The following is an 18,063-nucleotide window of genomic DNA, read 5'->3' as shown; positions in this document are numbered from 1 at the left end:
TATTTAAATTGCAGAATTATTTTGACGAAGCCAATTTTGGTTTTATTCCTTCGTAACTTGTAAGTTCAGCATCAATTGAACCAATTAGAATTTTGGACTTTACTTTTACCGGCATTTTTACATCATCATCCGTAAGCCAAACAATAATGCTTCCTTCATTTTTGAATAAACCGCCTTCAACAACTAACGGTTCAATCATAATACAATTAAAAGTTCCGGCATCAACTTTTACCTTTTCTTTGCCACGATAAACAACATCAAGCGGATAAACTTTATCTTTGAAAAAATTTTCCAAATGAAAACTTTCGCCCTCTTTTAAAGATTTAAAATCAAAAGTTCGTGCGAGATAAAAAGCAGAAACTATGTCATTCACATAATCCGGAATTTCATAAGTTCCTTTACTTGTTTTTGCAGAATTTTTTCTTTGATCAAAAAATGCGGAAAAATCTCTTGAAAAATTTCCTTCACGAATATGCTGTTCAAATCTCCAAGGAAATAATCCTTTTACATCAAGATAAGTTTCATAACGATCGCGGACTTTAAAAAACGAATCAAAACTTTCAACAGAATTTACATTAAATCTTACATGATAAACATCGCGTTTTGCAATTTTTTTTATGGATGGAATTTCCATAACGGCAACACCGGCTGTAACAAATCCGTATTTAACATCAAAAGTTAATCTTTCACCAACAGAAAATGCATTATTTTCAAGTTCTCTAAATTCTTTTTTTTGAGCAATTAAACTTGATAAACTAAAAATTATGAATAAAATTATTAACGATTTATTTTTCAAAATTTTCTCCAGTTTCGGAAAATGTTAATTATCATACAATAAAAAATGTTCAAAGTTTCACTTACAAATTTTAATTTATAATTCATTTTCGAAAGAATAGAAATTTGATTGAATTGTAAATCATTTATTCACATTTTTGAGATATATTTATTGTCTTTTATGTAAAATCTCCACATTAAATCTTTCGATTTTTTTATTCCAATTCTTTTTGTTGTAACAATTTGGTTTTCTAAAATTTTTGCAGAATCTAATAAATAAATTTCATCGTTGGTTAAGTCAATTCCATATTGATCTTTCGTAATATTAAAAGCTTTACAAATTTTCCCCGGACCGTTTAATAAATGAATTTTTTCAGTTACACTTAAATTATTTTTGCCAAATCTATTTTTTGAAAAAGTTTCAATTTCATCAATCGGTTCCATTGCTCTAATTAAAATTGCCGTTCCATGATTTTTTTCACCGGTTACAATATTTGCACAAAAGTGTTTTCCATAAGTGAAATAAACATACAGAAACCCGCCTTCTTCAAACATTATTTTATTGCGTTCCGTTTTACCAATAAATGTATGAGCAGCTTCGTCAATGTTACCGTCATAAGCTTCAACTTCCACAATTTTAGCCGAAAGTTTTTTACCGATTCTTTTATCATTAAAAACAAAAATTTTTCCTAATAATTCTTTTGCAACAATTAGAACGTCTCTTTTGTAAAAAACTTTTTTTAACTTTTGATTCATAATTATGTTTTGAATAAAAAATCGGATTACAATGAAAACTAAAAAATATTCAACTGTCTTACTAATTTCATTTTTGTTTTTATTTTTAACCGGAATGTTTACTCCCGTTCCGGAAGAAGGAATGTTTCCGTTAAGTGAAATTCATAAAATTGATTTGGTGAAAGCCGGATTAAAAATTGATCCGCTTGAAGTTTACAATCCAAACGGAATAAGCTTGATTGATGCTTTGGTAAAAGTTGGCGGATGTTCTGGTTCATTTATTTCAAAAGAAGGATTAATTTTAACAAATCACCATTGTGCATTTGGTGCAATAAGCAAAGCAAGTTCACCGGAAAATAATTATTTAGAAAACGGATTTTTAGCTAAAACAAAATTGGAAGAAATTCCAGCAAAAGGCACAACAGTGAGAATTACAGAATCTTACCAAGATGTTTCTGATATAATTTTAAACTCCGTAATTGGAATTGAAGATTTAACAGAACGAACAAAAATTATTGAAACCAAAATAAAAGAACTTGCAGATTCTGCAGAAGATAAATCCAATTCAATTGTTGGAGAAGTTTCAGAAATGTTTAAAGGAAAAACTTATGTTCTTTTCAAATATAGAATTATAAAAGATGTTCGTTTGGTTTATGCTCCACCGAGATCAATCGGTGAGTTTGGCGGCGAAACAGATAATTGGGTTTGGCCAAGACACACCGGCGATTTTACGTTTATGCGTGCTTATGTTGCTCCGGATGGAAGTGCCGCGGAATTTTCAGAAAATAATATTCCGTTTATGCCAAAGAAATTTCTTAAAATAAATCCTAACGGAGTTGAAGAAAATGATTTTGTTTTCATTCTTGGTTATCCGGGAACAACATACCGACATATGCCTTCGTACTTTTTACAATATCAACAAAATTATAATTTGCCTATTATTTCAAATACATATGAATGGATGATTGAAGAATTGGAAAAAATTGGTAAAGATGATATTGAACTTCAATTAAAATTTGCATCAACAATTAAGCGTTTGGCAAATACAATGAAAAATTTTAAAGGAAAATTGAAAGGATTAAAACGAATAGAACTTGTTGAAAAAAAGCAAAATGAAGAAAAAGAATTATTGGACTTTATAAATTCGAATGAAGAATTAAAAAGCAAATACGGAAATTTATTAATCGAATTTAAAAATAATTATGATGAATTATTTTCAATAGCAGATAAAAATTTATGGTTTAACGTAATTAAAAGATTTTCAAACGGATATAGGATTGCAGATAAAATTATTGAATATAACGATGAAAAGAATAAACCGGAAAACGAAAGAAATGAAAATTATAAAGATGAAAATATTGAAAAGAGTAAAAAACAAATTAGAGAGATTTTAAATGAATACAATTCGCAATTTGAAAAATCCTTACTTATCAAAATGTTTACTGATGCGGAAAAATTTGAGAATAAAATTCAATCTCTGGAAAGCATAAATAATTTAAATGAATTTGTAGAAAATAATTTGATGAACTCAAAAATGTTTAACGAAAATTATATTGATGAAATTCTAATAAAATCTCCGGATGAATTTGACGATAAATTTATTTCTTTAGTTAGAAATTTAGAAATTGAATTCGATGAAATTGATAAAAAATATGAAATGATTAACAATAAAAATTCTAAACTTGCCGCAGAACTTTATGAAGTAAAAAAATTGTGGGAAAAATCTAATTTTATTCCGGACGCAAATTCAACTTTACGTTTAACTTATGGATATGTAAAAGGTTACTCTCCGGCAGATGCAGTTTATATGTCACCTTTTACAACATTATCCGGAGTAATCGAAAAAAGTTATTTAGGAAGTGAATATGCAATCCCGGATAAATTAAAAACGATATATGAATTAAAAGATTTTGGTGAATTTTACGATGAAGGTTTAAAAGATGTTCCAGCAGCAATTTTGTACAATACAGATACAACCGGCGGAAATTCTGGAAGTCCTATAATGAACTCTTACGGCGAATTAATTGGATTAAATTTTGATAGAGCTTATGAAGCAACAATAAATGATTTTGCTTGGGATGAATCTTATAGTCGTTCTATTGGGGTTGATATCAGATACGTTTTATTTATTACACAAAAACTTGGCGGCGCTGATTATTTATTGGATGAAATGGGAATTTAAACTTTAATTTATGTTGAGACGCATCCTTCAGCTAAAGGATTTGCGTCTCTACAGTTGACTTACCTACCGAAAATTCAATCGCATAAAAAAAATCTCGATAATATTCGAAAATAATTTGATTTTTGATTTTTTTTCTATTTTTTAATAAAAGACTTACAGATATAATTATCTATTTATTGAATTTAAAAAAGGGGTAAAAATGAAAAAACTATTCTCAATTATTTTAGTTTTATTATTGATGTTAAGCTGCAGCGATGAAAAAAATATAACGGAACCGAAGATTGAGGAAACAGATTATAATGAAATTACTTCAAAAAATATTGGAACTGAGGGCGGAGAATTAAAAACAGACGAAATTAGTATTATAATTCCACCCGGAACATTTTTAACAAATTCTAATTTAAAATTATTGTCTTCAGATGAGGAAAAACCTTTCGGACAAAATCAGATGTCTACAACTTATAAGATTTCTGGTTTGCCAACATATTTAAATAATTCTATAAAAATTACCTTGCTTAAGCATTCAAAATGTTTGCTGGCCATTGGTAATGAAGGATTTTCAACTTCTCAAAATATTTCTAATAATTCTTTTCAAATATTTAATCCTGTTGATACAACAACAAATTTAGTTTTCGAACTTCCTAAAACAAGTGCTGATTTCAATTCACTTCAAAAAATAAATGATGAAACAATTTCTGTAAATTTTATGGCTATTGTGGGTTATAATTCATACGTAACTCCAAACAAACATTTCAAAATAAGTTATCCAACATCAGCACTTAATGATGCTTATGATTTAGGTGATTATTTAGAAACAGCATATACAAAAATCAAAGATTTAGGTTTTGATTTTACACGAAGAACAAATTGGCCGGTATCTGTTACCATTAAGAAATTGGATAATTCAGTTTATGGTTATTCTTATAATTCGGTTTGGGGAGATAATTATGGTTATTTAGAATTTAATTGGGATAAACTTTCCGATTCGGAAAATATGAAAGTTACTGCTGGACACGAATTTTTCCATCTAGTACAGTCTCTTTACGATTCAAGAAATAGTTATTCAAAAGCAAAATTTGCAAGCCCTTCTCTTTGGTTTGATGAAGCAGTTGCAGTTTGGTCAGAAAAATTATTTTCCGGCAGTTCAACATTTGTTTCGCCAATTTTTGCAGATAATGCATACGAAATAATTTCCGGAGCACAAAAATCAACTTCGGATGCGCAATCATATGGTTACGGAATGGCTGGATTGATAAAATATATTACGAATAAAAATGGATCATCTATTTTGGTTAAAATTTATGAAAATATTTTTGATGGTGATAAACCATTTGAAGCAATAAACTCAGTACTTTCTTCTGATATAGACATAATTTGGCCTTCATTTTTAAAGCAATATTTCGAATTTTCAATATACAATGGCGGAACATTTTCATATCCCTCATTGTTATCTGCAGCTTCTATTTCATCTCAAAAATTTACTATAAACGGTGTAACAGATACAATTGCTGTATATAAAAAAAATTATAATGAATTATCTGCTAAAGTATTTGCGGTAGAAAATAGATTTGATCAGTTGGATCCAAAGTCCCAAATTACATTCAAAATAAGCGGTAAATCATTATTCTCTTTTTTACTATTTAAAGTTTCATCTACACAAAGTGTTTTACTCAATCAAAGTTTTGATTCACTAACAATTGATAATTTTAAAAAAATTACTGATGAAGGATTTAGATTTGTTGCTGTTGTTGTTCATAATAATTTATCCTCATCTTTTTCCAGTACTTCGGAAGAAACATTTGAAATTAAAATTAAGCAAGTTAAAAATGTAGAAATCGAGGGTTCTGCAGTCGGGTTATATTTTGACGGAACTTATAATGTAAATGACGGAGGTGTTAATTCAACAATACAAGAAACAGGATTTATTGGAAATCAATTTAATAATATCCCGGTTATTGAAGGCAATAAAATAACACATACTTATGTCGATTCCGATTATGATAGAAAGTTAGAAATTGAATTTGATAATATTCAGAATCCGAAATTAATTAAGAGTTTTTATAGCCATCATTTTAGAATTCAAGATTTTGGTTCAAACGAAAATGAAGTATTGGTCGGGAAAAATATTCCTTTAGAATATTCATCAAGTTCTGGACAAGTTACTTTTAGCATTAGCGGAAATGTTACGTCAAATATAACGCAAATGTCGTATTCTTATGAATACAAAACTTCCGATATCAATTATTATTATCTAAAAGTTTTAGATTCTTATTCGTTAACAAATGCAGATTTAATAGTAACTATAAGATATAAGTAATAGTATAATTTCACGTAGAGGCGCATCCATAAAAAAATGGATTTTGCGCCTCTACAAAATTAATCTTTCCAAATAAAATCAAACAACATATATCCGGCAGTTATCATTATAACATCGTAAGAAATTAAAACCATCAATTCTGCGTAAGATTGAACAATTGTATCCCCATCCATTGCAAATTTTGTTAATTCCATTAGAGTTAAAATAAGCGGTAATAAAATTGGAAATGATAAAACCGGATAAAGTGTTCCCTTAGTATTTGCCTTAGAAATTATTGCCGCAATTATTGTGGATGAAATTGCAATTCCAATACTTCCAAAAAATAATGAAACAAAAAAAAGTAAGAAGTTTAAAATAACAAATGATTCGAAGAGCAAATAATAAAGTATAAAAATTGCAATGTTCATTATAAAAACAAGAACGAGATTGAAGAATAATTTGCCAAAATAAATTGTGGATGGTGCTGCAATTAATTGAAGTGTTAGTGTTGTTCCTCTTTCTTCCTCGGAAACAAATGCTCGTGATAATCCGGACATTGCAGAAAAGAAAATTACTACCCAAAATAATCCGCCGGTTAAATGAACACTTACTTTTTCTTGTCCGATTGAAAATAAAATCACGCTAATTGTAACAAGAATAAACATCGCTAATGCGTTTATTGCATAACGAGTTCTAAGTTCAGATTCCCAATCTTTTTTAAGTACCGAAATTATTTTCATTCTATTGACATTAGAAACTTGATTCTTGATTCTTCATTTACTTAAAATTCTCAATTTCCAAAACTTCATTGCACAAAGCTAAATCGTGTTCTTCATTACTTGCGATTATTACCAAATTATTTTTACTTTCATTATCAATAATTTCATAAACTTTTTCTTTGCCTGAAATATCTAAGTTTGAAGTTGGTTCATCAAAAAATAAAACTTTGGGTGAATGTAAAAGTGCAAAAATAAATTTCATTCTTTGCTTCATTCCACTTGAATAACCTTTTAGTAAATCTTTCTTGCGCTGAAGTAATTCAAATTCATTCAATAAATAATCTGCTCTTTCTTTATCAAATTTAATCCCGCGGATTTTAGAAAAATGATAAAGATTTTCTTCGGCATTAAATTCATCATATAAAACCAAATATGGTGAAACAAATCCAATATGGTTGTGAAGTTTTTCCGGAATAATTTCTTTTTCAGAATCTTTATGAATTACTTTGCCCTTTGTTGGTGAAATGAGCCCGGAAGCAATTTTAACCAATGTGGATTTACCCGAACCGTTTCTTCCGGAAAATCCGTAAACTTTTCCACTAACAAATTCATAATTAATTTCTTTAAAAATTAATCTTCGTCCAAAAGTTTTTGATATATTCTGAAATGAAAGAGAACTATTGCTCATAAATTTTTATTGAGTGAAATTGAGTTTGTAAGATTTTAAATCAATTAATTTAGAATTACAAATTTTCCTTTTTTGATTTTTCCATTTGCTTTTGTAACGTAAATATAAACACCGCTTGCTAATTTATTCATATTTTTATCTAAACCATTCCATGTTACAATCATTTTTCCGGAAAGTGAAATCGGTGATGAATTATTAAAAACCAAATTCATATCAGTTGAATAAATATATAATTCAGCTTCACCGCTTTCATCTGTATATGTTGGGAAACATAAATTAGAAAATTCATCATAGTTAAAAGGCTGCGGGAAAACAAAATCTACATTTGTTCTTTCCATATAATTTGAAGCAAGTTCCCTATTTATAATGTAACTATGACCTATATAATTACTATTATTTCCATCAATTTTTGCAAAATAATTTTCTCCAACTTGGAAAGATCCGTTAAAAGAATTTACATCAATTCTAAAATCAATATCAATATTATTTCCGGTGGTTAATGTTCCGTTTACGTCCGAACTACTGAAAATTGCAAAAATAGAATCTGGTAATCCTTGCGAATTATCTTTTACCAATAAATAATTTAGCGAAGTTGGTTCACAGCTTAGCATAAACGGCATTTGTGTTGGATTTAATTCCATCTCAGAGGTTTTCTTAATTAGCGGATAAAATTCTGCTTCAGAAAAATATTTATTTTCTTTTGTTCTATAATTTGTGAAGAATAACCAAATTCCAAACTCGTTAAATAAATCAGCATAAGAATAACCAAATTGACTAATTGAATTTTGCAATGCAATAATTGCTCTTTGGTTTTTCTCGCTCATTAATTCCCAGCTTCTTTTTATAATTTGATCACCAACATTCGGAATTTCGTTACCAAATTTTTCTCTTAAAAAAATATTCCAAATTGAAACATCATAACCGTCGTTTCCGCCGTTAAATCTTGTAAATCTTCTGTTCGGTTTATTGAAATAACTTTTTATATAATTGTAATAATCGTTCACATGATCATAAACAAATTCTTCCATTGATGTTGACGTAAGTTCAAAATAAAATCTATCGGAATCTCGATAAATATAATTTCCAACTTGAATTGCATGATGAAATTCGTGTGCGGCTGTTACTCTTGCGGCATCAATTCCTTTTGTGTAAAATGAACCGGAAAATGAATTATGAATTTTGATAAAACTTATATATTTATTTTCACTAACTTCATCTTCCAAATTTGTTGATCCATAACCGCCGGCAGCACTTGTTACATAAACATCATATTTATCATCGCCACCGTAAGTTCCGTCTTTTGGCGGAGCCGGATAACCTAAAAATTCAATTTCGTATGTGTAAGCCGAATCAAATGCGATTGCTAATTCTTGTATATCATAACCGGGAATATTTACGCCGGTTGTATCAAAGTGAATTCTGAAATATCCCTTTGGCGAAACGATACTTTTCTGCATTTCTGGTCGTTGCAAAATTTCTTCAATTTTGCTTTGTTTATCTAATGAAAATTCATTTAGTTGAGTTTTAATTGAAGCGGCTAAACCAAATCCGCATTTAATATTTTCGTCATCGGATACTTGAAATTGCGCTGAAGTATTTTGTTGTGAATTTTGCAAAATAAATTCATTGTAAAGCGAATCCAAATTTTGCGAAAAACTGTATTCAGCAAATAAAAATATTATAAACAAAAATTTTTTTAACATTAAATTCTCTGAAATTTTATACAATTATCTTCCGTTGTATAAACTAAATAAAGTTTACCGCTAAAATTTTCAATGCAAAAATCTATTAAATTTTCTGTTTCAAAATCAGTAAGAAGTTTAATTGATCTTGTTGTAAAATCTAATTTAAACTTTTGAATTTTATTTTTCTTCTTGAAATATAAAATATAATTTTTCCTTTTATCTTGAGAAAACCAAAAATTATTTTCATCAATTTGGAAACTTCCGAAAAGTAAATTTTTTGTTTTTATATGTTTTGTTGTTTTTCCATCATAAAAAATAATTGTCTCGTTACTTTTTTGGTGTAAAATTGAAATTACAGATTCTTGATTATTTTTTCTCAATCTATCAATAATCGTTACTTTAGGTTTTTCATTTTCAAGTAATTTTATATTGAATAATTCTCGCTTACTATTATTCTTAAAACTCTTTAACGTGAGATTTTTATTTGAAAATTTCCAATAATAAATATCATTTGTAGAATTTATCATTTGATCAATAACTTCTGCATCAATAAAATTATTTGACTTTAGCCTATATTGATCTTTCTCAATTTCAATTTTTCGTTGATATAATTTATCCGAATCTTTCTGAAGTGTATAAATATTATTAGATGAATCAATTAAAACTTGCTCAATTTGATTAATTGTATAAACGAAATGCTGTGAACTTGTTGTTTTTGATTTTAAAACACCGGTATGGATTTCTATTAATCTTTCTTTTTCCGTAAATGCAGCAGTTAAATTAGTTTTGGGCGACCATGATATATTTGTAAAATCATTTACAAATTTTTCCACATTTTGATTTGCGAAAAATCCGTTTTTATTTAAAGCTAACTTTGTTACAAAATTGTTTTCATTATCAGTTATAAAAATATTTGTTTCAGAATTGTTTGCAGATTTCTTATAAAATATTTTATTTGGAATTCCTCCAACGGAATATTTAAATGTATTTCCCCATTTATTTTGTGTATCAATTTGTTTGATAATTCCTTTGCTGCTTAATAGAAGAATTGCATTTACGTATTTATTTTTTAGATATTTTAAATCCGTTATTCCGCTAAAATTGTAATTTATAATGTTGTAAGTTATATCATTAAGTTTTACATAAGCTTGATTATCATCAATATTTACGGCTGCAATATCTTTGAATCCATTATTGTTAAAATCTTCAATTTCAAAAATTGACGGCGAAAAATCAAAATTGAATTTTAAACTTTGTGAAAAAGAATAAACTGAATCACCCAAAAGAATTTTTATTCCCTTTGCATCAGTTACTGCCAGATCAGTAAAATCATCATTATTGTAATGAACTTTTTTAAATGATAAAATCGGTTCTGTAAATTTAATTTCACGTGTTTCTGTAAAATTAAATTTTGAATAATTTTCTAAAAATTTTAATGAGTTGTTTAAAATATCAATTCCCACAAGATCGGAATTTCCATCTTGATTAAAATCTAAAGGTGTAATTTCTCTTAAAATATTTTGTTCAATTGAAGTTTGCTGAGTTAATCTGAAACCTTTTGAAACCAAAATTTCAATACCATTAAAATTTGGACCAAAAACAATTGCTTCATTGTTATAATCATTATTTATATCAATAATTTCTACAGAAGATGGATAAGAATTAAACTCTATTTTGCTTAATAATTTTAGAGAAAAATTTGAAGTGAATGTTACAAGTCCGACTAATCTTTTATTTCTCGAAACAAACAGATAATAATTTTCACCTTTTTTTGTAGAAGTTAACCACTTGAAATCATCAATTGGAAAAAAGAAAGATTTTTTTTCTGGAGGAGCAAAAGTAGAATCCGGCAAACCTTTGTGAAGTACGAAATTTTTAGATTGACCGCCGTAAAGAATTAAATCATCAATTCCATCATTATTAAAATCTACAAATGTAAATTTTATAAAACCTGGATAAGTTTTAATTATTTCCGAATTTCCAAAATTATTAAGTAAAGTTTGTGCGGAAACATTTGCAGAAACAAACAATAAAAAAAATAATTTAACTATTGTTTTTCCTTTCGGTAAGTCTTTGTTTTCTTCTTTGAAGAGCTTCGTTAAATCTCCTCTTTTCATCTTCTGTTTCCGGAATAATCTCAAATGCTTTAGCGGGTTTGCCATTTTTATCTACACCAACAAATGTAAGATAAGCAGAATTTGTGTGCAAATTTTTTCTTAAAACAAAATTTTCTGTTATAACTTTTACACCTACTTCCATAGAAGTATTAAACGCTCTGTTAACTGATGCAATTAAAGTAACTACATAACCTAATTTTATTGGGTGATGAAAATCAATTTTATCTACTGATGCTGTAACACAAACTTTTTCTGAATGTTTGCTTGCAGCTAACGCAGCACAAATATCAATCCAGTGCATTAATTGTCCGCCCAACAAATTTCCAAGCTGATTTGTATGTTGAGGTAGAACCAATTCAGTCATCATAATAATTGAATCTTTAACAAACTTTTTTTTAGCCATTTACAGAATTCTCAAGTTCCTTATTAAGTTCTTTCAATTCATCAATATTATCATCGTTGGGATATTTACTTATATAATCGGCAATATTTCGCAAAGCTTCATCTTTTCTGTTTTTCAAAATTAGCAAATTAATAAGTTTGTAATGTGCTAAAGGAGCAAACTCAGAATCAAAATATGTATTTTTTACATTTTCATAATATTGAATTGCGGCATTAAAATATTCCATTTTTTCATAAATCATTGCGCTATGATATTCTTTTTCTGCAAATTTTGCATATAATTCTGCAATCTTTTTTTCTGCCTCTTCAACTTTTGGATGTGTTGGGAAAAATTCAATAAAGGCTTGAAATTCCTCAATTGCTTTTTTAGAATAACTCTGCTCTAATTGATAATGCGGCGATAATTGAAAATAAGATTCCGCAAGCATAAATTGAGCATCTTGAACAAATTCACTTGCCGGTGTATCTCTTATAACTTTGCTGAATTCATATGCGGATAATAAATATTGTTCTCTCTTAAAGTATGAAAATGCTAAGAAATATTGTGCATCATCATTAATCTGACTTCCAGTATATTGAAGTAAAATTGATTGAAATTCCCTTATTGCTTCTTCATAATCTTCTTCAAGGAATAATTTTCTTGCATATTCCAAATGCTGTTCGCTGGTAAGAGAAGTTGTATCAACAGAAGATGAACAATTCCATATAAAAATCGAAACTATAAATAACACAAAATTTTTTTTCATTGGATATTTTTCCTAAATCACATTTAAAAATATTTATTAAAATTTATTTACTTCTCACATTAAAAAATAAGTAAACCGCAACAGCAGCTGTTCCAATTGCAATAGTTGGTTCAACTAAACTTGAAAAAAATGGTTCACTTGGAATTTCCGGAGAAGTAAATCCGTAAGCAATATTTTGAACGGAATTAATTTCTTCGTAAGCTAAAGTATCAGAATAATTATATACAAAATTTTCAACTTTGCTTAAATTACCATTTGCGCTAAAATAAAACGAACTTTCTAATTCAACTTTTCTATTAACTAAATATTCACCAAAAATTCCATCTCTAAACATTTCAGGATATTCAACCAGAATATTTTTTATTGAATAATTTAAAACCTCAGAATTATTTTCGTCTTTATTAAACTTAAATCCCACATTTTGCATTTTTTCAATAACGGAATTTGACAATGCGCTAAATTCTTGCGGAGAATTGAATTTAAACTCAAAATTTTGATTTTTATCAATTTGTGTAGAATTTATTTTAGATATTGAAACTCCGATAAGTGAATCAACGATTTCTAAGTTAGTTTTAGTTTGTGCTACTAAAACAAAATTAAATGCAAAAACTATTATAAGTGTTAATTTCAAAAAATTTTACCGAAAATTCTAAATTTTGGATTGCAAAATACCCAATTAAATATCAAAAAAAAATGTAGAATCTGCTGACCGATTTGTCTTTTTCTAAATTTTATTTATTGTTTCTACTCAATTTTTAGGTATTCGGTTCCTTTTGAATTAAAAATTATGTTAGGGCAAAAATATATCATCTTGCCTTTATAATATTTTATCTTTAAAATCACCTATCAAATTTTAAGTATTTATGAAAAAAACCGCAGTAATAATTTTAGTTTTGGGTTTCAATTTTACTTTGTTCGGTCAAGAAACATTTAAATTTTTGATGCTCGATCAAAGTCCGCGTGCTTCTGCTTTAGCCGGAAGTTTTGTTTCAAACAACGATGACCCAAATGTAATTTTTTATAATCCAGCGGGAATAAGTTACTTAAAGGAATCCCCAATTTCATTTTCGTTTGTAAAACATTTATTGGATATAAATTCTGCCGCACTTTCATATTCTCATGAATTTGAAGGAATTGGAAGATTTGGTGCTGCTGTTCAATATATAAATTATGGAACTTTCGACGGCAGAACGATCGACGGAATTGAAACCGGTGAATTTGGTGCCGGTGAACTTGCAGCAATAATCGGCTACTCAAATTTGCTTGGAAATAATTTTTACTACGGTGCAAATCTTAAATTTATTTATTCGGGAATTGCAGATCGTTCTTCAACCGGAATTGCAGCAGATTTGGGACTTCATTATTCTATTCCGGAAGAAAGATGGAATTTTGGTTTTTCAATATTGAATCTTGGTTCGCAAATTTCACAATACTATTCGTATGAAGAAAAACTTCCTCTGGATATTCGATTTGGATTTTCTAAAACATTGCTTCATCTTCCGTTTACATTTTTTGCATCTCTAAATAAATTAAACGGAAATTATGATTCTTTTGGAGAAAGATTCCAACAATTTACATTTGGTGGCGAATTTAGATTAAGTAATATCGTGAAGTTAAGGCTTGGCTATGATAATGAAAAACGTAAAGAATTTAAAATTGGTGGAACAGCTGGTTTAGCCGGAATAAATTTAGGAATTGGCATTGTAGTTTCAAACTATAATTTTGATTATTCTTTTTCTTCTTATGGCGAAGTTGGTGCAATTCACAGAATAGGAATTTCTACAAAACTTTAATTTTCCCTCACTTTTTATCCTATTTATATCAAAAATAATTGATTCCCCAGCAAAAATTATTTAGCAAAATAGAATTCAAAAGTAGTATATTTGAATCCACTTTACCAACTAACTATGGAGGGGCAATGAAAAAAATCTTTAAACTGACTTTGAGTGTTATTTTAACATTTGCAATTTCATCTAGTGTTTTTGCAAATGGGCTGAGCTTAAATAGTTTGGGATCAAGAGCTTTAGGAATGGGCGGTGCATTTGTTGCTTTATCAAACGATGCTACTGCAATTTACTGGAACCCGGCTGGTTTAGCTGATCAAAAAGCTTCTGTTCTCGCATATTTTACCGGTGTTATGCCAATTGGATCATACAAAATGGATCTTGCTGGTATTGATGCTTCAACAGCTTCAAATATTTATCCTACCGGCGGATTATTAGCAAACTATAGAATGGATAAATTAGCATTAGCTCTTGGTATTTACGTTCCAGCTGGACTTGGAGCAGAATGGGATCCGACAGAATTTGCTGGTGCTGGTGCAAATGGAACAGAATTTCTTTCACAAATTGGAGTTATTAGTATTTCTCCAGCTGTTGCTTATCAAGTTAATGATCAATTTTCAGTTGGATTAGCTGTAAACATTTCTTATGCAATGTTTGACATGAAACAATTTATTGCAAATGGCGTAGCTTTAGGTTTAGGTTTTCGTCAATTTGAAGAAGAATCAACTGGAATGGGTTTTGGTGCAACAATAGGTTTAAAGTACAAATTTAATGATCAATTAGCAGCTGGAGCAACAATTAGATTAGCGACAACTATTGCAATGAGCGGAACTGCTAAAAACACTTTATTCCCAGCTTTACCAACAGTTCCTACAATGGGAATTGCTCCCGGCCCAGGCGAAAGTGATTTTGATAGAGATGTTACCTGGCCTTTGTGGATTGGCGGTGGTTTAGCTTATAAACCAAATAAATGTTTAACTTTAACTTTAGACGCTCAATATAGCCAATGGTCAGAACTTGATAAATTGGTTGCTGAATATGATAACTCATATTGGAAACTTGCTATGGCTGCTCAAGGTGATAATGAATTTAAACTAGATTGGGAAGATGCTGTTCAAATTCGTTTAGGTGGAGAATATATGGTTACTCCGGTTACTGCTTTAAGATTAGGTTATTATTATGATCCAGCTCCGGCTCCAGACGAAACTTTAAATGTATTATTCCCATCGTCTACAAATCATGTTGTAACAGCTGGTTTTGGTTATTCTCTTGGAAATTATACTGTTGAAGCAGCTTTAGAGTATTTGCTGGGTGCTGAAAGAGACATTGAGCAAGGTAATCATAATATGGGTGGTATTCATAAACTTGATGTGTTTGCTTTTAGCGTAGGTTTAAATATCGGTTTATAATATTTTTTAAAGAACCGATCTCCAGAAAAGATCGGTTCTTTTGTATGCTTTTTATTTCTTAGCTTTCAATCTTTTTAACGATTCTTTTGCCTTATCATGTGAATTATTATAATCCTTTAATTTCAATAATTCTTCATAAATTTTTATTGATTCTATTTTATTCCTTTCTTGCTCATATATTTTTGCCAAATAAACTAACGCACTTATTAAAAATCCAGATTCCTCATCTTCATTTTTATCAAGATTTCTTGAAATTTCTTCACAAATTTTAAAATTCTTTTTAGCCAAATCAATTTGATTTCTTCTCATTTGCTCAACACCAACGTAGTAACTAGCTTCTCTCACTGCCTTTTTATTATAACCAGTTATTTTTTTATCATGTTTATCGATTATACTTTGAAAAATTCTGCTGCCTTTTGTGTAGTCATTTTTTTTTATAAAAATTCTTCCCAAATATTTTTCAAATATCGGATTGTTAGGAAACATTTTGGTCAATTCTTCAGCATAGGTTTGTGCTTTATCAAAATCTTCTTCAAATTGATAAAATGAAGTGAGTAAAAAAAACTTCGATTCAATTGCCGCATATTTTGCTTTTTGCGAAGCAGTTTTTAGCTGTTCAATTCCTTTTTTCTTATCTCCTTTAGGAATAAACATCATCGCTGGTTTTATAAATGGATATTTTTCCGGAATTGCTTCCGCATAATAATTGTAAATTCCAAAACCAAGTTTTACGTCTTCATTTTTCGGATCGATTTCATAAGCTTCGTAAACTAACGGAAGTGCATCTTTCCCATCCAAAGCTGCATCAAACCATTCTTTACGAATTGAATATAATCTTCCTCTAAATCCAAGTGATCCGCCTTTGAAAAATATTGCGTCAACATTTTCATCATTTTCGTCAAGTAAATCATCACAAAAATCAATTACGTTTTCTAATTTTTGTTCAAATATTTCATCATATTCTTCATTGTCTTGATCAATCATTATTTTCCACCAAACAATCATTGCATCAAAAAATTTTCCGGCGGGATGTTTGGGAAAATCTTTTTGAACTTTTAAAAATGTATTCTCAGCTTCATTAAATTTAATATTGTAAATTTGGTTTATTCCGGAATTCAGTAGCGAATCAAATTTTACATTTTGTGCATTTGAAAAATTGCTAACAAAAGTCAGAATTCCAATTTTGATAAATATTTTTGTCTTCATGAAAATTTGTAATTTGTTTTAAGATTTCTATTTTTAACTAAACATTAAAAAAATTGTTCCCACATCAAAATAGTAAATATTATGAATATTCAAATATTCGGCACAAAAAAATGTAACAACACAAAAAAGGCTGAACGATTTTTTAAGGAAAGAAATATTCAAATTCATTTTAGGGATTTAGCAGAAAAAGGAATTAGTGCTGGTGAATTGGATAATATTCTTCTCAAAATTGATGAAGAGAATTTGATTGATAGAAATTCTAAGCAGTTTGAGAAACGCGGATTAAAATACATGATTTTTAATACAAAGGATGAACTTCTTTCCGATCCGCTGCTCTTAAAAACTCCAATTGTTAGAAATGGAAAAGATGTTACTGTCGGTTATGAACCAGAGGTTTGGAAAGAATGGATGAAATAAAATTGCAAGATTCCAAAATTTCAAGATTTTCAAGATTATAAAATCAAAAGATGAATTACTTTTGTAGTTTTCTTACTCTTAATCCTAAACTTTCTCTGTTATTTTAAAGAATAAAAAGATTAAGATTATGATTAAGAGTAAGATTAAGAGAACAAAATGAAAAAAATCTAAAACAAAATTTCTCTCTCACTAAATTCTTTAACTAAATTTTCGTAACCAATAAATTGAATTCCATCCCAGCCTAAATTTTTTGCTGCGTTTACATAATCCAAAATATCATCAATAAAAATATGGGTTTCACTTGGTTCATTTGTAAATTTTTCAACGGCATTATAAATTTTTTCTTCCGGTTTTACAGCTCCAACTTCATGCGAAAGAATTAATTTATCAAAATTTTCTAAAAACTTATTTTGTTCCCATCCAAATTTCTTGTGAATGTGATTTGTGTTTGAAAGCAAAACTAATTTATAATTTTGTTTAAGTTTCGGAAGTAATTCAATAACATTCAAATTCATTGTAAATATTTCTGAAAATATTTTACAAAATTCATTTTCGAAAATTTTATTTTCCAACCATTCCAAATTTATTTTTATAAACTCTTCTTCAGAAATTTTCCCCGATTCATAATCTCTATGAATTGTGTAATTCTCAAGATATTTTTTAAAATATTTATCACCTAATCCGTTTTGAATTAAATTATAATTTTTCACCCATTTTTGATGATCAAATGGTAAAAGTACATTTCCCAAATCGAAAACAATTGTGGTATATTTTCTTTTATTCATATTATTCAAACTTTCTAATTTGCAAAGTTTATCATTCTGATTCTGATGTATTTTTTAAAAAAGATCCGCTCTTTTAAAAAGATCGGATCTTTATTGATTTAATTAATTTTCAAATAAT

General features: G+C 28.5%; 16 protein-coding genes. 5 read left to right on the top strand and 11 right to left on the bottom strand.

Annotation, left to right across the window (positions count from 1 at the left end; all coding sequences use genetic code 11):
- Positions 1 to 16: 16 nt before the first annotated feature.
- The gene (locus tag IPM32_08090) at positions 17 to 796 is read right to left on the bottom strand and encodes a DUF3108 domain-containing protein (GenBank protein MBK8945217.1); all 780 of its coding nucleotides are present in this window, start codon (positions 794 to 796) and stop codon (positions 17 to 19) included.
- A 128-nt stretch (positions 797 to 924) separates the two neighbouring features.
- On the bottom strand, positions 925 to 1,530 hold the full coding sequence (locus tag IPM32_08085; protein ID MBK8945216.1) for a DNA-3-methyladenine glycosylase: 606 nt from the start codon (positions 1,528 to 1,530) through the stop codon (positions 925 to 927).
- A gap of 31 nt (positions 1,531 to 1,561) precedes the next feature.
- On the opposite strand from IPM32_08085, the gene IPM32_08080 reads away from it, so the two are divergent.
- Both IPM32_08080 and IPM32_08075 read left to right on the top strand, forming a co-directional pair.
- Positions 1,562 to 3,691 carry a S46 family peptidase gene (locus IPM32_08080; protein ID MBK8945215.1) on the top strand — a complete coding sequence of 710 codons (2,130 nt, stop codon included), beginning with the start codon at positions 1,562 to 1,564 and terminating at the stop codon, positions 3,689 to 3,691.
- 199 nt (positions 3,692 to 3,890) lie between these two features.
- Positions 3,891 to 6,008, top strand: coding sequence for a hypothetical protein (locus IPM32_08075; protein ID MBK8945214.1), 2,118 nt, complete (start codon positions 3,891 to 3,893; stop codon positions 6,006 to 6,008).
- Positions 6,009 to 6,067: 59 nt separating this feature from the next.
- On the opposite strand, the gene IPM32_08070 is transcribed toward IPM32_08075, so the two are convergent.
- From IPM32_08070 to IPM32_08040, 7 genes are read right to left on the bottom strand one after another with little or no spacing between them, the layout of a single operon-like run.
- Positions 6,068 to 6,727 (bottom strand): heme exporter protein CcmB, encoded by a 660-nt coding sequence (locus IPM32_08070; protein ID MBK8945213.1) that lies wholly within the window; start codon positions 6,725 to 6,727, stop codon positions 6,068 to 6,070.
- A gap of 37 nt (positions 6,728 to 6,764) precedes the next feature.
- Entirely contained in the window at positions 6,765 to 7,394 is a 630-nt protein-coding gene (locus IPM32_08065) for an ABC transporter ATP-binding protein (protein MBK8945212.1), read from the bottom strand.
- A gap of 44 nt (positions 7,395 to 7,438) precedes the next feature.
- Positions 7,439 to 9,097 carry a hypothetical protein gene (locus tag IPM32_08060; GenBank protein MBK8945211.1) on the bottom strand — a complete coding sequence of 553 codons (1,659 nt, stop codon included), beginning with the start codon at positions 9,095 to 9,097 and terminating at the stop codon, positions 7,439 to 7,441.
- Entirely contained in the window at positions 9,097 to 11,196 is a 2,100-nt protein-coding gene (locus IPM32_08055) for a VCBS repeat-containing protein (protein ID MBK8945210.1), read from the bottom strand. The genes IPM32_08060 and IPM32_08055 overlap by 1 nt, the downstream gene beginning before the upstream one ends.
- Complete coding sequence (locus IPM32_08050) at positions 11,123 to 11,599, bottom strand: acyl-CoA thioesterase (protein MBK8945209.1); 477 nt, start codon at positions 11,597 to 11,599, stop codon at positions 11,123 to 11,125. The genes IPM32_08055 and IPM32_08050 overlap by 74 nt, the downstream gene beginning before the upstream one ends.
- A complete protein-coding gene (gene bamD, locus IPM32_08045; protein ID MBK8945208.1) occupies positions 11,592 to 12,344 on the bottom strand; it encodes an outer membrane protein assembly factor BamD in 753 nt (250 codons plus the stop codon). Before bamD ends, IPM32_08050 begins: the two co-directional genes overlap by 8 nt.
- 43 nt (positions 12,345 to 12,387) lie before the next feature.
- Positions 12,388 to 12,975 (bottom strand): hypothetical protein, encoded by a 588-nt coding sequence (locus IPM32_08040; GenBank protein MBK8945207.1) that lies wholly within the window; start codon positions 12,973 to 12,975, stop codon positions 12,388 to 12,390.
- 232 nt (positions 12,976 to 13,207) lie between these two features.
- Here IPM32_08040 and porQ point away from each other — a divergent pair, with 232 nt between their 5' ends.
- Together porQ and IPM32_08030 are read left to right on the top strand one after the other, a co-directional pair.
- A complete protein-coding gene (gene porQ / locus IPM32_08035) occupies positions 13,208 to 14,137 on the top strand; it encodes a type IX secretion system protein PorQ (GenBank protein ID MBK8945206.1) in 930 nt (309 codons plus the stop codon).
- A gap of 125 nt (positions 14,138 to 14,262) precedes the next feature.
- Positions 14,263 to 15,537 (top strand): outer membrane protein transport protein, encoded by a 1,275-nt coding sequence (locus IPM32_08030; GenBank protein MBK8945205.1) that lies wholly within the window; start codon positions 14,263 to 14,265, stop codon positions 15,535 to 15,537.
- Between the two features lie 51 nt (positions 15,538 to 15,588).
- Here the strand turns inward: IPM32_08030 and IPM32_08025 are convergent, their stop codons facing one another.
- Positions 15,589 to 16,725, bottom strand: a complete 1,137-nt coding sequence (locus IPM32_08025; protein ID MBK8945204.1) for a hypothetical protein — start codon at positions 16,723 to 16,725, stop codon at positions 15,589 to 15,591.
- 99 nt (positions 16,726 to 16,824) lie between these two features.
- Between IPM32_08025 and IPM32_08020 the strand changes: the two genes are divergently transcribed.
- Positions 16,825 to 17,160 carry an ArsC family transcriptional regulator gene (locus IPM32_08020; GenBank protein ID MBK8945203.1) on the top strand — a complete coding sequence of 112 codons (336 nt, stop codon included), beginning with the start codon at positions 16,825 to 16,827 and terminating at the stop codon, positions 17,158 to 17,160.
- Between the two features lie 167 nt (positions 17,161 to 17,327).
- Here IPM32_08020 and IPM32_08015 read toward each other — a convergent pair whose 3' ends face one another.
- Positions 17,328 to 17,945 (bottom strand): HAD family phosphatase, encoded by a 618-nt coding sequence (locus IPM32_08015; protein MBK8945202.1) that lies wholly within the window; start codon positions 17,943 to 17,945, stop codon positions 17,328 to 17,330.
- Positions 17,946 to 18,063 lie beyond the last annotated feature (118 nt).

The organism is Ignavibacteriota bacterium, assembly GCA_016716225.1.
Lineage (GTDB): Bacteria > Bacteroidota > Ignavibacteria > Ignavibacteriales > Melioribacteraceae.
This window is presented reverse-complemented; position numbering and strand designations above follow the sequence as displayed.